The organism is Undibacterium umbellatum (genome assembly GCF_014284125.1).
GTDB lineage: Bacteria > Pseudomonadota > Gammaproteobacteria > Burkholderiales > Burkholderiaceae_D > Undibacterium > Undibacterium umbellatum.
This window is the reverse complement of sequence record NZ_JACOFX010000027.1, coordinates 1-15251: the sequence shown is the minus strand read 5'-3', so window position 1 is coordinate 15251 and position 15251 is coordinate 1. Positions and strand designations below refer to the sequence as shown.

Here is a 15251-nt window from a genome sequence, read left to right as displayed (position 1 = left end):
TTTGCAACAGCATGCTGGGCTGCACATTACTGCCGTTACAAATGTGCTTGATGCGGGAATGGTCAGCATTTCCTTTGCCCCCCCCTATCGGTACTTGCCCCACAAACATGACCATGTTTCTCCACCGAAAAATCCCTAGTCCGTTTCTGGCGAGACTGACCAGGCCTGAACATCAATACTGCACGCTCTTGTCCAACATTACAAAGAGGAAGAGCATGACAGTACTGAACAATAAGGTCGCCATCATCACCGGTGCCAGCTCTGGCATAGGCCGCGCAGCAGCACTGCTGTTTGCCCGCATGGGGGCAGCAGTAATTGTGGGAGCACGGCGTCAGGCCGAGCTGGACAAGCTGGTCGCGCAAATACAGCAAGAAGGCGGGCGCGCAGCCGCCATTGCAGGCGATGTCAGGCAAGAGTCCTATGCGAAAAGCCTGGTCGATTTTGCAGAGCGTGAATTTGGTGGCCTCGATATCGCCTTCAATAATGCCGGGACCATGGGTGAAATGGGGCCTACACATCAGGTATCTGCCGCAGGCTGGCAAGACACGCTGGACACCAATTTGAACAGCGCATTCTTTGGCGCCAAATACCAAATCCCGGCGATGTTGAAACGCGGTGGTGGCAGCCTGATTTTCACTTCCACCTTTGTCGGCCACACGGTCGGTTTCCCTGGCGCTGCCGCCTATGCCGCCAGCAAGGCCGGGCTGAATGGATTGACACAGGCACTGGCAACAGAATTTGGTGCGCAGGGCATACGCGTGAACGCCATCCTTCCTGGTGGCACGGCGACACCGATGGCGCATGAAATGAACCACACACCAGAAGCCATGGCCCATACCGCCAGCCTGCATGCCTTGAAGCGCCTGGCCCAGCCAGAAGAAATCGCGCAGGCAGCGCTGTTCCTGGCATCGGATGCTTCTTCATTCATGACGGGCAGCTCCATGCTGGTGGATGGTGGGGTGTCGGTGAACAGAACTTGATGCAAACTTGATGCGGACTTGATAATTAAACTAAAGGCACTTGCTGCTGCAGGTGCCTGCTAAGGTTTTACTCTGATTCATCACAATGTCCGCAGTAAATCTGCATCATGGCAAGTCGACCACGTGTATACAATCCTCCTGTTTTTTGCGATGATGCCGGCTCTTTTGGCATGTCTATGCCACGCACCTCACTCTGCATCAAGGTTTTTAACATGGCTATCGAAGTCGACATCCAGAATCTGTACATCGCTTATTTCAACCGCCCTGCCGACAAAGCGGGCCTGGCATATTGGAAGGATGCGAATCTGAGTCTGCTTCAAATCGCCCAAAGCTTTTCTGAGCAAAAAGAATATGCCAGTGCCTTTGCCGGGTTCACGACTGAACAAACCATCAATGCCCTGTATAACAATCTGTTCAACCACAAGGCTGACGCAGAGGGTTTGGCTTACTGGAGCAGCCAGATCAAATCCGGCAAGGTCAGCATAGGTGCGGCTGCGATTGCGATTTTGAGTGGTGCCACCGGGGCAGATCTGGTGGCGGTGCAGGCCAAGAATGCGGCGTCAATTGCCTTCACCCAGAAACTGGCAAAGGATGCGGCGGCAACCTATGCCTATAGCATGGGTGGCATTGCATTCAACCTGGCCAAGGGCTGGCTGGCACCAGTGATTGATAATGCCAGCGGCACGGATGCAGTCAACAACCTGGGCATTGCGATTGAAAAATTGATTTCCAGTGCACCGTATGATAGTCACAGACTCGCCAATACAGCAATTGTTACAGTGATATCTGGCCAGAATAATACGAGTAAGAATACTGACTTCAGTTTTTCTGCTGATGATAGCCAGCTACTGAAACCCAACACCAGTCTCACCGGTGGTGGTGGCAATGTGGCACTGAATGTGAATACCTATTTTTCACCAGTCAGCCATGCATCAACTACCGTTACGGGCGTACAAACCCTGAACTTGCAAGCAGGCTCGGACACGAGTTTTGCTGGCGCAGAATTCATGAACAGCTTCAAATACATCAATGCCAACAAGCTCAACGGTGGTGACAATATCGTGCTGGGCAATCTGGCCGGTCAAACCGTGCAGCTCAACAATATTACCGGCAGTTCATCGGTTACATTGGGTGGTGCTAATCAGAGCGTGATCCAGACAGCAGAAGAGGGGCGCGCCTATATCAGAACAACAAATGCCAACCTGACGACGGCAACTCTTAACTTCATCAATGCCACTGCAGGTGAACATATACTGGAAATTACAGACAGTGGCACTGCGACTGTAGGCACAGCCAACATGCTGGGTATCAACAGCATCATTTTGCGGGGTGACGAAAGCGGCCTGACACTCTCACCTTCGCGCGCCATCGCCATCAATATGTACGGCACCAATGATAGTGCGCTGACGGTGAACAATGGCCAGCAGGTCAACATCACTTCTGTCAAGGCATCCAGCCTGACTTTGGGCGGCAACAGCAAGTTCGTTATAGAGAATAGCCAGTTTCGTGACATTCGTCTTACGGATAAAGACGGCACACTCAACATCAAGGACAACAATGACGGGCTGCATTCGATAATGAGCAATGTGGCGACCAATGTCGATGTCAGCAATATGACTTCCATGCTCAAACTTGGTGGCGCAGGCTCTTATACCATTACTGGCCTGGGAATGCGGGCGGGGTCTTATATCTATAATGACGCAGCAACAGGTGCTGTTAATGTCAGCATGACAGGACCTCACAACTCTACGTATTCCACTTTCTTGCCTGCAGCAGCAGCTCTTAGCACTGGCTCTGTCATCATTAACCTGGATGGCACGGGCACGCTATCACTTGGCGCGTCGGCCAGCAGTTCTTCTACCAGGGTGAATGTCAATGTGCCGGGAGCCTCCATCAACGTCCTGGGTATCAGCGGCATAGTAGACATAGTCGAAGCAGAAGGTAAATCAGGCACATTCAATTTTAGTACCAGTGGCTTTAGCACAACAAATTTACTGCTTGCTACGACCGGTGATGGGAACGATCTGTTAAATATAAAAACTACTTCATTCAGAAACATCAAAAATACGCTGACGACGATCAGCAATTTCAATGCTACTGGTACAGACAAGTTCATCACAGGATTGGCGGCGACAACACTTGGCTATTTCGCGATCACTACTTCTGACTTCGACAGCCTGCCAAAAAATATTGTCGATGGCGCTATCGCGACAAAGCAAGCATTATTATGGGCAGCCGGACAAGCATATATCATCGCCGTCGATAGCGGCGAAGCGGCTGGCGTCTATCTTTATCAGCATAAAAGCAATATTGGTAATTACGTTGGTTACGGTGACGTCCTGGTCAAACTCACAGGCATTGGTCACATCGATGTAACTGATATTGTTTCTTACTGAGCTGGCGTATTGATTCCTGCACCATGTGCAACTTGCATGCACTGGGCAGTTGTCACTTGACGCCCCCGCCCAGTGCTGGCACACTACGACTTCCACCAACTACAACAGGAGACAAAAGCATGAGAACCATAGATATTGCCCTCCTGTCGGCTGCCTGATCTGCCCACATCGTCTTCTGGCGTCTTTTTAAATACTTCCGCTAGTGTGCTGATGCGCGTCTGATCGCGCGCCGACTTCCATTTTCTTTTTTTCGTTCCTGCTTGCCCTGGTTTTTACTGTGCCTGCGGGATGGTTTAGTGCATTCAAAAAAATGCACGCCTGAATCTGGACACACACTTATCATGATCAATTTTGATTTCGCATCCCTGCGCCTGATCGGCCTGACACCGGCTATCGCCAACCAGTTACACGCACTGGCAGCAGATTATGCTGACGCCGCCACCGATACAACGCTGCAAATAGCGCGCATTACTGAAGTACACCGCGACAGCCTGGTCGCCCACAATGGCATGAACACTATGCAAGCCCGCGTCCTGCCGCGCCTCTTGCATGAACTGGCGGCAGATGAAGACAGCCTGGCTGTTGGTGACTGGGGACTATTGAGTGGCAATGCGGCCAGCGGCTACCACTTCATAGCCCGCATGCCGCCATTGACACATCTGGCACGGCGCAACAATGAAGGCCGACAGCAAGCCCTGGCCAGCAATATCGATACTGCCCTGCTGGTGATGGGCCTGGACAATGACTTCAACCTGCGCAGACTGGAACGCTATCTGGCACTGGTGCATGCTGCTGAAGTAGCACCCGTGGTTGTACTGACCAAGGCCGATGTGCATGAAGATGCACCTTCACGCCTGGCAGAAGTAGAACAACGCCTCTTGGCCAGTGTGCCTGTGTTTGCCGTGAATGGTCAAAGCAGCATGGCCGCAGACTTGCTGGCCCCCTGGATGGCAGCAGGCCAGACCCTGATCTTGCTGGGCTCATCCGGCGCTGGCAAATCCACGCTAACCAATACCCTGACCAGCAGCGCGCAAGATACCGGAGCCGTGCGCGCCAGCGATGGCCGTGGCCAACATACCACCACTGCACGTTCGCTACACCTGTGCCCTGACGGTGCCTGCATCATCGACACCCCTGGCCTGCGCACCCTGCAACTCAATCTCGATGAAGAAGCTTTAAGTGCCAGCTTTGCCGACATCGACGCCCTCGCCGCAGAATGCCAGTTCCGCGACTGCAGCCACCAAAGCGAACCCGGCTGCGCCGTGCGCGCCCAAGTGGATGAAGACAGACTCAAGAACTATCAAAAGCTGCTACGCGAAACCCGCCGCAACCAGCAAACCCCGCTGGACAGGATTGCAGCACGGTCGAAGTGGAAGGTGTTGATGCGGTCGGTGAAGGAAAGGGATAGGGTGAAGCGGGGGTAGATTGGGAATGAATTGAAGGCAGCGGCATGTAGCTGATGCAATTTGCCGCTCCCTTCGCTGGATAGCTGTGTATTGTCGAGGGCTGTATTAAGCATGCTGCCCATACCCTGTACAGCACATCCCAAAGTCGTTGCTCCAGTGCAGGCTGGGCGCCCATCGGCGTTGATTATTCCTCTCATACTTGTGCATGATGCAGTTTTCGAGCCGGAAAAAATATTTCTTAAGGCGTACAATTTTTGCATAGTCCCAACATTTTGCGGAGACTAACAATTTTGCTTGGCTCCAACTTTTTGCACAGAGTAACAATTTCGTCTGCACGTTTTGATAATTTCAACTAACCTGTAAGTAGAGTGAATTAGAAAAAGAAATGGCACCCGGTTTAGCGTCGAAAACTTTACGGGTGCCATTCTTAATCAAAAGTTTGCTCCGAAAGGAGGACTTTGGAAATGAAAGTACAAATACGATTTGGTAGTAACTTTGAGCTGAATATCAGTATTGAAAAAGTGTTCATTGCCGCACTTTTAATACTTCACTGATATCAACCTAGAGCGTTGAGCTATCTGAGTAGTTCAACGCTCCTTTTAATAATAGCAAAGAAAAGCAATAAATATAGGTGTAAACTCAAATATTCCCAAGCAACAAGAATGAGTCTTGCGTTCCACATCGTAGGTTGGGCTACGTCTTTCCAGCCCAACACTCAGCCTTTCAACGTCGCATTAGTCTGGCAATGTCCATGTCACGCTCAAAGGTACTCCGCGAAGATACGAGCGGCTCGGGCGATGAAGTTGTACTGATATGGAATTACATTAGCCCGGATTTCAAGACGCAACACACATGTTGTATGACGTGTTGCATGCGGATTCTTTAATCCATAATTTATCCACTTACGTCGATCTTAAACTTTTCACTTCACTGCAGATTCAAATCCAGAGGGAGGTTGAAATATAACGTAGTTTGATGTGAACATCTACACGCAACATAATTTACGAATTGCATTTTTAACTTACACGTCTTTCGCAAACGACATTAATCGATCTACATTGGCTTTAAACACAGCTTTGTGATCCGAATTGTCTTCAAAGGATTCATAGTGGTGATAGCACTCTGCACTCTCATCGTCCTCATAGGCGTTACGATACTGACGCCAAGCTTTATCAAATTTTTTCCTGCTATACCATGGGACATAATTACGAAATTCATTCACAGCAGCCTGAATAACAGGAAATTGACGATTAAGAATGTGTCTAATTCCTGTGGTGCTATCAGGCCAATCAACTGGAATCGGATAAAGACCTTGGAGCGAAGTTGAAATGGCTTTACGAAATGTTTCGCAAGCCGTAGCTTTACGTACCTTACTCCCATTTCTATATGAGAACCACGCAACAAGTGCGGCAATTAATATTGTTCCAATGATATTGGAAATATTGGAAAAAATGACTTCAATCATTTTCATTTCCCCTGGGTAATGATGCCGAAATTTCCTGACTAAACTCTTGCTGCCTAATTTAATTCTATCTATAGTTCTCACTCTTAACCATACTTTTTTTCGCACCTCCGAAGAAATAATGAATGTGAATATTACCTTCCGTAAGCAGTAATCAATAGCCAAATCCCACACCATGCTATAGTCCCAATTCAGAAGCGAAAATCGCACTACATGTAAAAAAATAGTCCCAAAGAATTTCCCGCCACTACTTGAACAAAAACTTGCCTGCCGCAAGTGCATGCAAAGTTCTACAGATGAAGTCCAACCATGCCACGTCTTTACCGCCTGCTGTTCACACTATTTTGCTTCTCCTTCGCCAGCCCGGCATTTGCCTTTTCCCAGCGCTCTGAGCTGGAAGAACTCATCATTGCAGCGGCCGGTAGCGCACTGTTCAGTCTGATCGCGATGATCGTTATTTTTATCAAATCGGAAAAATCTTTTCTGCCGCGCTTGCTGATATCACTGGCATCGCCCTTGCTGGTTTTCCCCGTCTGCATGGCCGGCAGCATGGCGACCAGCTATATCGTGAAACAGGCAAGTGATATGAAAAAGGATCAGAATCTTGCACAACAGGCACAGGCAGAAAGCGCAGCCTGGCAAAACAATCCCTTGCGCATCAATGCCTGCGGCGGCGACAGCGCCACCCTGAAAATCGAGCTGGCATCTGACGTTCATGACGACGCCACCAGGCTACGTGTGCTGGATGAATGTATCTTGCCAAGAGCAGATGCAGTGAGTCTGCAGGCCATGTTGCTGGACCGGCTGGCGCGCAATACCGAGCAATGGGCTTACTGTACTTATCTGGACCGGGTAATGCAGCGCATGGACACCAGTTTACTCGACGTCTTTGTTGAACAAAAACTGGCTCTGGCCTGCCCTTCCGATATCTATTCCGCTGCTGGGGATGGCACTACCGTTGAGCCATCCTGGTGGGACCTCGTGAACCAGCAGCGCAATGGAGATACCGCACAATTGCTCAAGACCCTGCGTTATCTGCAAGCACATGGCGTCAACATGAAAGTAGCGGTCAATGGCCGCTCCCTGTTATCGATGGCAATGGAAAGCAGCAAGCCCGCGCTTATCCTGTTTGCCCTGGACGCAGGCGCGGCCCCTGATCTCCATGCCGAGGAAACTTCCACATTGTCACCGCTGGAAATCTGGACACTGCAACGTTTTTCTTTCGTTGAGATGGGCACCTACAGCGATGCAGACCGGCAAAGCATACAAGCGCGCCTGCGTGACATGACCGGCAAGGAAGCAGATGCGCTGGCCCATAAATTGAGGTACAAAGGTGGCCTCGACCACGCCACGGATGGCGGTGCAGGTTTGCTGGCTTACCTGATCAAAAGCGGTGCCAGCCTGCGCAGCATGAACCGCGGCGGCAACGGCGCCTTCAGTGCTTACACCCGCCTGTCACCCAACCTGCTGGAAGTCATCAACAAACTCAATGACCAGCAGTTGCTGGAATTTATCTGCCCGGAAGCGGCACCAGTCGACGAGGGCTATTCAGTCTACAAACAAGCCATCCAGATCGATAATAAAGAGCTGACCTCTTTCCTGAAACAGCGCAATATGCCGGAGACTTGCCCAGCCCCACAAAAATAGCCTGGACAAACAGCGGATATCAGCCCTCTGTCGGATGACAAAACGTGCATCTGCATCTCTTGAGTTAAGTTTGCTTCGGCGCGATTTTCGGCAGTGAGCCGATTACTACGCTTACATTACGACAATTCTAAACTAAGAAAATGTCTGAATGGACCCCAACTTTCAGAACCTTGTAACACCATGCGGCGCATTACAATGCTCCCTACTTATCGGCGATGTTTGAAAATGAACTGTGCGTAGGGTGAACTCATAATAACTTGCGTGGCAACACAATTTTTATTTGCTCATCTGCCTTTTTCAAAGCGTTCGACATTGCTGTATATAACTTATCACGTTCCTCCATAGATATATCAGGGAATTGGAGAGACGATATACTTCCCAATGTGACACGACAAGGCTGACATTTTGCTTTTGAGCTCTCACTCTTCATCTGTAAATCTTCAGCGGTAATCTGCAAGTTGATATTGCCGTTCACCTTCCTTATACAATTTTCTGTAAGGGGAAAATTGAAAACCAAAGACGTATGCACTAGACCACGGTTTGGAATTTCATTTTCTTCTGTGAGTATGAATCCTTCATTTTCAAACGCAGTTTTGTAAATTAACTTTAACCCGTTCAAACTAACACTTTCATATATCAAAGTCGGTGGAACAGGACGATACGCTTGCGAGCCAGACGTCAATACAATTCCAAGAATAATGATTAACGACTTGAGACAGTACTGAAAATGCCTTATGAATAAGCTTTGCGCAATTAGATTTTTTGAAAAGTACATTTATTACCTCTGTCAAATGGCTTAAAAAATACCTCTATTTATAGATTAGCTCTGTAGGTGTGATTGGCGTAGCGTAATCGTACTGATGTTGAGTTTCAAATCATTACCGCTATAAATTTTCCCCGATATCTTAATCTACTTAATGCTCGCATCAGATTTTGTCAAAAACGGGCTATCTCAATGCGTTCTCGACCAGCGGCCAAGGTCAAAAATCATGCTTGCATTTGTACGATTACGCTGCGCTAATCGTACGAACGGGACCTGCTCAATCTACACGACTGTTCACTTCAAGTCTGGCGCAATCGCCAGAGACAGCCATGCCGCCTGCGTCAGATAAGCGCGGTATTTTTTGGGCGAGGTCACGATGCGGCCAGACAACCAGGCGCGGCAATAGTTTTCTGCCTGACCTATCAACAGCGACGGCAGCAAGTCAACGGGGATATGCTTGATAAAAGCATGCCTGGCAGGCGCTGACCACCAGCTAAAGATATGTTTATTGCGGCTGCGGTTTTTTGCCGCCAGCTCATCCGCCTGCGGCCCCTTGGCAATCGCGGCCCGCGCCTGGTATTGGAAACGCGCCAGTTCCGGCTGATCTGTCACCCAGTCTATGTAACTGCCAACGATGGCAGCCACTCCTTGCTGGGCAGTGTCGGCCTTTTCCAGATAGGTCGCCAGCAAGCGTGCCTGATCTTCCAGCGCGCTGAAGAATAGCGCCGCCACCAGACCATCCTTGCTGCCAAAATGGTGATAGATATTGCCCACGCTGGTGTCGCAATGCTCCCTGATGATTTCTATCGTCGTCAGGTCCAGGCCATGTTGATTAAAACATGCCAGTGCACCCAGCAAGATATCGCGTTTTAACTGCGCGCGCCTGCCGGGATAATTGCGTTCAAGTACGTCTGCTGTTGCCAAGTTTCACGACCAAAAATTTGGATTGCCGGGAGAGTATGGGCCTGATGATACCGCAGGACAGCCCACAGTAAAACTCTTGACACCGAAAATTATTATAGAATATTCTTCTGTAACAGAATAATATTCCATAAATAGAAGTTCGTCACATTTACCTTAGGAGCGAGAAAATGAGTCAAGCATTAGACATGTTCAACATGGCAGGCGCAGAACAATTCAGCAAAATGGTGTGCCAGATGGCCCCCTACTTCAGCACCATCAACCCCACCCTCAGCACGCTGCGCCCTGGCTATGCAGAAGCCCAGATCCCCTTCCGTCGCGAGATCACCAACCACCTCGGCACCATCCATGCGATTGCCCTGTGCAATGCCGCTGAACTGGTGGCAGGCACCATGACCGATGTCTCCATACCCAAGGGCGGGCGCTGGATACCCAAAGGCATGACGGTAGAGTACCTGGCCAAAGCCAAGACCGATGTCACCGCCATCGCTGACGGCAGCGGGCTGGACTGGAGCACCGCAGGCGACAAGATCGTGACAGTGGATGTGCTAGATACTGCAGGCCTCAAAGTCTTCACGGCGCGGATTACCATGAATGTGAAGTTGGCGGAGTAAGCTGTCAGCTTCTGTATGTGTGATCTGGTGACCCGGGTTACACATGCATTTATAAAGTATCATGGCTATCAGGTCCAAGCAGTTGAAGATACCGAGGATCAAGAAAACCAGAGATTTTTATGCAAACAACTCTCGCTCTGAGAATAACGGGTGATCTCCTTGATCCCGAAGAAATCACACAAATTCTAAAGGTCCATCCTCGATCTTCTGGTCGAAAAGGAAGTGTGCGTGCAACTCGCTCTCCGAAAGAGATTATCTCGAAATTTGGTTTTTGGTTTTGGAAAAGCGACGATGTCTCATATGCCATGCCTATCATGGATCATCTTGCCTTATTAAAATCGACTTTTGGACATGCCCGTGATTTGTTCGGTAGTTTGCCAAATGCAGAGTATGTCTGGCTTAACATATGCATTGTTAAAACAGAAGAAGATGGAGCGGATTCCTGTGTTGAGTTTATGCTGGATGCCAAATCTGCCGCTGTCATTGCTGAAATTGGCTTGCCTGTAGAATTCAGCATCTATGGCGGTTAAGCGGATGAACTTACCATGAAATTGTGATTCAAATTGAATTGGCAATTTCAGAACCCCAAATTCGTACAAGCGATCCAATATCTCTCCTGAAAAATTTCGGTGAGATCATTGTAGTACGAATGCAGCCTTCATTGCACCGCTTCTGCACCATGACTGGATTGCGGTTTTCAATCAATTAAAACCATACCATGTTGAAATGGCGTAGCGATGGGCATGTAATAGGCATGAGATATGCTCTTTTTTCGGGAGCACAGTTGTGTACGATTACGCTGCCCGGGCTTCATTCTTCTTAAGATTCTTCATTATGCCGATGACGCCGCACATATTGTATAAACCCCGGTAGCAGGATGATGACCAGCAGTACAAATTCACCTGTCAGTGCATAATGCAGCGATTTACGATCTTGCCACGTATAGCTGGCAATCACGAGTATGACTGCCAATAGAGTAAAAGCGGCTGCATACTTTGCGAAAAAGCCCGGTTGCCTGAACTTACCCTTGGTGACCAGGACCAGGCTCACGACCAGACTTATGGCTGCAACCGGGAATGAAAACAATACGATAAGAAGACCCAGAAACCCACTCCAGTCATCAGCCATGGCAAGACTGGGGGCGCCGCATGTCAGGCAAAATAACAGGAGCGCGGGCATGGCCCTTGTTTGGGTAAGCCTGGTTTCAAAAGTGGATAAGCGCATGTCAAGTTTCAGTTGAAGCGATTTGGGCAGGTATCAATAATAATGGAAAGTCGAGATCAAAACAGAAAATCGAGGTCAGAAAAGTCGTGGCAGGTCTCTTTTGAGTATTTCGAATACTCGCAATTAAGCATTCTACCCATTATCAATCCCAGGAAATACAATCACTTGTGACAACATGTATGTGACATTCCTGCGCTCAGATGTGTTTTCACTATTTGTCTCTAGCATTGCGGCGCATCGACGTGCCACATACTATGCATAAACCCGGCATGCTGACTCAATGCAAGCAGAGCGTAAATTTCATGGTCAGCAGCTGCGATCGCACTCGTAACCTATGCAGACTGCTATCTTCAAAAAAACAAAGGTCAGCTTGATAGCTGACCTTGCAAAATCCTCAACATTTAATGCACAAACAGCGCAATCAGGATAACGATAGGCAGTGGTATGCCAAGCAGTAAAAGTAAGATAGAACGCATGATAAGCTCCAGGAGTTGTAAGGTGGTAGAGGCCCTTGTCCAGTTGTTGAACAAGGGCGAGAATCATGCAGTCAAATGTGCCTTGTCACGTTGGCGTCCGCCCAGCGTGGCTGCCAGGCTGGCAACGAATGCACCCAGCAGCAAGGCGACAAACATCCACAAGGCAGAATTGGCAGCCGCCTTGCGCGCCAGGTCAGCGGCAATTTTTGCTGAATTTTTAGCCTCTGTGACTGACTTGTTGAATTGTTCAAACACTGCGTCAACACGTTTTGTGGCATCCATTTGGCTCATGTCAGCGCGTCTGGCAACCAGTCTGGCGAGGTAATCACGGTCGCTTGGTGACAAGGCACCGTTGACGACATTGGTCGATAAAATCCGGCTGACTTCAAGGCGCACGCCATTGCTGTTACCACTACTGTTAATAACAGTGCTGTCTGCTGCAACTGTCACTTGTTCAGAACGCAGCAACAAATCGGTAAAATAATCTACCGGATTAACTTTTGCATTGCCAGCCAAGTTGGTGGCGCTCACGGCAGTGCCTGCCACATCGGCAGCACCACCGAGCACACTGGTTGCTGCACTGGTCAGCAAACCTGCTGTCAGCAACGACGCAACTGCCCATGCCAGCATGCCATGCGCAGTGTCGCGAAAGTACACTTCATTGTCGTGCACATTGAGCCATCTGGTGCGCAGGCGGCCAGCAATGTAACCACCAATACCAGATGCTGCAAGCTGCGTGAATGCCAGCCAGGCGATGGTCGATATACCCATCACCTTGGCGTTATAAGACCATGGTGATACCGACGACAGCCCCAGGCCCGCGCCCAGCATCAAGAGTATCAGGGACAGCGCAGCCGCCGCCACAGCACCGCCAAGCACTGCCCCCCAGGACACGCCTGAAGCCTCGGTCTGGGATGCATTTTCCTGGGCGACTACCAACATATTTACGTCAGCGGCATTGTTGTTCATAGGGCTATCCTTCTACTTTCTATTGGTTTTTCTCGACATGACACACGGGGTTTTACTCAGTGCAAACCACCGGGATATGCATTCAGCATAGGCATAGAGCGACTTGATGTCTGTGTGCTGCCCAACACAATGCAGCGGTCTTTGATGGCTATCAATTCGTGACAATAGCCAACGGCGCAGCCATGCTGTCATCCAGCACCAGGAGTCAAGTCAGCCGGGCAAACTGCTTGCTGGCAAAGGCCCAGATCATGCCTGATGCATCCGGCCCTTTCGGATCACTATAGGCATGGCCAGCAGCGCCACCACTCCAGGCATGATCCAGCCCAGTGATCTCGCACAAGCTGACCACGACTTGCCCCTTGCTGCGAAAATCAGTCACTGTGGCAGGGTAACGAGTACCGCGTTGCACTATACGTGTCTGCCCCACCCGCGCGCCGGACTGGGCTGCCCATTGTCGCGCAATCAAGACGGCATTGGCGGGTGCCACCACGCGATCCTGGCTGCCCTGTATCACCAGCAAGGCAGGCAGCATCAATCCAGTTGGTAACGGTGCTGCATCCTGCTTTCGCCCGCGCATCGCCATGACTGCACTTGCCGAAGAATGCGCCAGCCCGGTGGCGATGCCAGAGTGCATGGCAAGCGCCTTGAAACGCTCGGGATGACTCAATGCCAGCAAGGCTGCCATGCTGGCACCTGCGGACAAACCCGCCACGGCTATACGCTGCGGGTCTATCGGCTGCGACTGGCACAACTGGTCAATCACGGCATCAATGGACCTGGCTTCACGTTGTGCTTTGCCCAAACGTGTCTCATACCAGTTCCAGCAAGCGTTGCCATTTGAGATCTTGTCCTGCTCGGGATAAAGCACCAAAAAGCGTTTGCTCGCGGCCAGCCGGTTCATCTTGCTAGTGGCAGCCAGTGCTGTAGCATCTTGCAGGCAACCGTGCAACATGACCATGAGTGGCAGGCGCTCTGTACGCCGCACACCAGGAGGCCGGTACAAGCAATAGCGCCGCGCCCCAGCCACGCCAACCGTGATACCCGCAGCCCAATTGCTATTCTTACTGGATGCTGGCTTGGCAGCTTTGGCTGGCTTACGCGTCTTTGGCAGTGCCAGCGCCTTGGTGACCGCCCTGGCCCCAGCGCGCGTGGCTGTCCTTGCCATCGTGCCCAAGATGCGCTTGAAAGAACTACCCCATAATGCCCTGCTAATGCGTTTTGTCATGATTGCTTGCTTCGCTTACGCACCAAATCAAACATATACCGGACACCAACACCGTGCAAAGTAACGGCCAACAACCCAGCAACAATTTGTTGCATCGCTTTCACCTTATCGATAAAGTTGCTGCAATCATCGTGCAGCTTGCACAGAGGCACGCCGAAAAATAATCGATGGAAAGCAAGCAGATGCAGACGGCACACAGATCGCATGCCCAGCCTGATCAGGTAACAGTAAACGGTAACGTTGAATTTATATGTACGGGAACACACTTCCGCATCGGGTTTTAGAAGTCAAGAAGGTGTACACGGGGCGGGAGTGTGGCCGGGGGAAAACTAATCAGCATGACGGAGTGCTAAAGGACTGAGCGTATATCTGCCATCGCAATCGTTGTTTCACAATAAGCCGTCTGCAATGCGAGCCACAAGGGGTTGGAACCGAATCCGGTAGCCATAGATCTGCCCATCACCTGGACGCAACGCGGTACTGAGATGCTTCTGGAGTAGCTGTGCTACTTGGGCGAAATCCAGCTTTATGTTCCGCTAGATCCACATGGGTGAAGCTGCGATTCACGCAACCACACGTTGAAGCAAAAGGCACGACGGCATTTTGAAACAAGTATGTGGTGGCGTGGTAAATATGATCGCGGTGTGTTGCGAGTATGTTGTTCGACTGCTTGACTACCGGGGGATAATGGGTGACCCCGGCCTTCACTTACTCGATCCTTTAAATATCAGGTCGATCTTTTGCGGATTCCAAATCGCATCGCTCCTGTTTGGAAAGTTTTCTTGCCAGATAATACAAATAAAATGAACAAACGAAAGATAAAGTCGATTGAAAAAATTTCTCAAATAAACCAAAAATCACAGCATTGATAATGGAAAGCAAGGCAGCGACAAACAAATCTTTAGATCGAACTCTTAGTTTCAATTTTTTCACCTTTAAGAAACTACTAATAGCTGCATTTATTCATTGCACAAGCCACAGAGCACCCAACACTTGTACCGGCACCCCAAACAGCAGCAGAAAAAATGGGGTCGAAAAAATGGGGTCACCCATTAGCCCCCGGTAGTCAAGTAGTCGAACAAGATACTCGCAACACACCGCGATCATATTTACTGCGCCACCACATGTTTGTTTCAAAATGCCGTCGTGCCTTTTGCTTCAACGTGTG

General features: G+C 49.9%; 12 protein-coding genes. 6 read left to right on the top strand and 6 right to left on the bottom strand.

Annotation, left to right across the window (positions count from 1 at the left end):
• Window positions 1-215 precede the first annotated feature (215 nt).
• From H8L47_RS27115 to rsgA, 3 genes are all read left to right on the top strand, one after another.
• On the top strand, window positions 216-980 hold the full coding sequence (locus H8L47_RS27115) for an SDR family oxidoreductase (RefSeq protein WP_186956946.1): 765 nt from the start codon (window positions 216-218) through the stop codon (window positions 978-980).
• Between the two features lie 212 nt (window positions 981-1192).
• On the top strand, window positions 1193-3376 hold the full coding sequence (locus H8L47_RS27110; protein ID WP_186956945.1) for a DUF4214 domain-containing protein: 2184 nt from the start codon (window positions 1193-1195) through the stop codon (window positions 3374-3376).
• Window positions 3377-3717: 341 nt separating this feature from the next.
• Window positions 3718-4800 (top strand): ribosome small subunit-dependent GTPase A, encoded by a 1083-nt coding sequence (gene rsgA, locus H8L47_RS27105; RefSeq protein WP_186956944.1) that lies wholly within the window; start codon window positions 3718-3720, stop codon window positions 4798-4800.
• A 1003-nt stretch (window positions 4801-5803) separates the two neighbouring features.
• On the opposite strand, the gene H8L47_RS27100 is transcribed toward rsgA, so the two are convergent.
• Window positions 5804-6247, bottom strand: coding sequence for a hypothetical protein (locus H8L47_RS27100; protein ID WP_186956943.1), 444 nt, complete (start codon window positions 6245-6247; stop codon window positions 5804-5806).
• A 306-nt stretch (window positions 6248-6553) separates the two neighbouring features.
• On the opposite strand from H8L47_RS27100, the gene H8L47_RS27095 reads away from it, so the two are divergent.
• Entirely contained in the window at window positions 6554-7891 is a 1338-nt protein-coding gene (locus H8L47_RS27095) for a hypothetical protein (protein ID WP_186956942.1), read from the top strand.
• A 247-nt stretch (window positions 7892-8138) separates the two neighbouring features.
• On the opposite strand, the gene H8L47_RS27090 is transcribed toward H8L47_RS27095, so the two are convergent.
• Window positions 8139-8666: a hypothetical protein gene (locus H8L47_RS27090; RefSeq protein ID WP_186956941.1), complete on the bottom strand. Its 528-nt coding sequence runs from the start codon at window positions 8664-8666 to the stop codon at window positions 8139-8141.
• 282 nt (window positions 8667-8948) lie between these two features.
• Window positions 8949-9578 (bottom strand): TetR/AcrR family transcriptional regulator, encoded by a 630-nt coding sequence (locus tag H8L47_RS27085; RefSeq protein WP_186956940.1) that lies wholly within the window; start codon window positions 9576-9578, stop codon window positions 8949-8951.
• Window positions 9579-9745: 167 nt separating this feature from the next.
• Between H8L47_RS27085 and H8L47_RS27080 the strand changes: the two genes are divergently transcribed.
• A complete protein-coding gene (locus tag H8L47_RS27080) occupies window positions 9746-10189 on the top strand; it encodes a hotdog fold domain-containing protein (RefSeq protein WP_186956939.1) in 444 nt (147 codons plus the stop codon).
• 119 nt (window positions 10190-10308) lie between these two features.
• Complete coding sequence (locus H8L47_RS27075) at window positions 10309-10719, top strand: DUF4279 domain-containing protein (RefSeq protein ID WP_186956938.1); 411 nt, start codon at window positions 10309-10311, stop codon at window positions 10717-10719.
• 289 nt (window positions 10720-11008) lie between these two features.
• Here the strand turns inward: H8L47_RS27075 and H8L47_RS27070 are convergent, their stop codons facing one another.
• The 3 genes from H8L47_RS27070 to H8L47_RS27060 all read right to left on the bottom strand — a co-directional run bounded on the left by H8L47_RS27070 (window position 11009) and on the right by H8L47_RS27060 (window position 14083).
• Window positions 11009-11413, bottom strand: coding sequence for a hypothetical protein (locus H8L47_RS27070; RefSeq protein ID WP_186956937.1), 405 nt, complete (start codon window positions 11411-11413; stop codon window positions 11009-11011).
• Window positions 11414-11952: 539 nt separating this feature from the next.
• Window positions 11953-12858: a hypothetical protein gene (locus tag H8L47_RS27065; protein WP_230413933.1), complete on the bottom strand. Its 906-nt coding sequence runs from the start codon at window positions 12856-12858 to the stop codon at window positions 11953-11955.
• A 205-nt stretch (window positions 12859-13063) separates the two neighbouring features.
• Window positions 13064-14083 carry an extracellular catalytic domain type 1 short-chain-length polyhydroxyalkanoate depolymerase gene (locus H8L47_RS27060; protein WP_186956936.1) on the bottom strand — a complete coding sequence of 340 codons (1020 nt, stop codon included), beginning with the start codon at window positions 14081-14083 and terminating at the stop codon, window positions 13064-13066.
• Window positions 14084-15251 lie beyond the last annotated feature (1168 nt).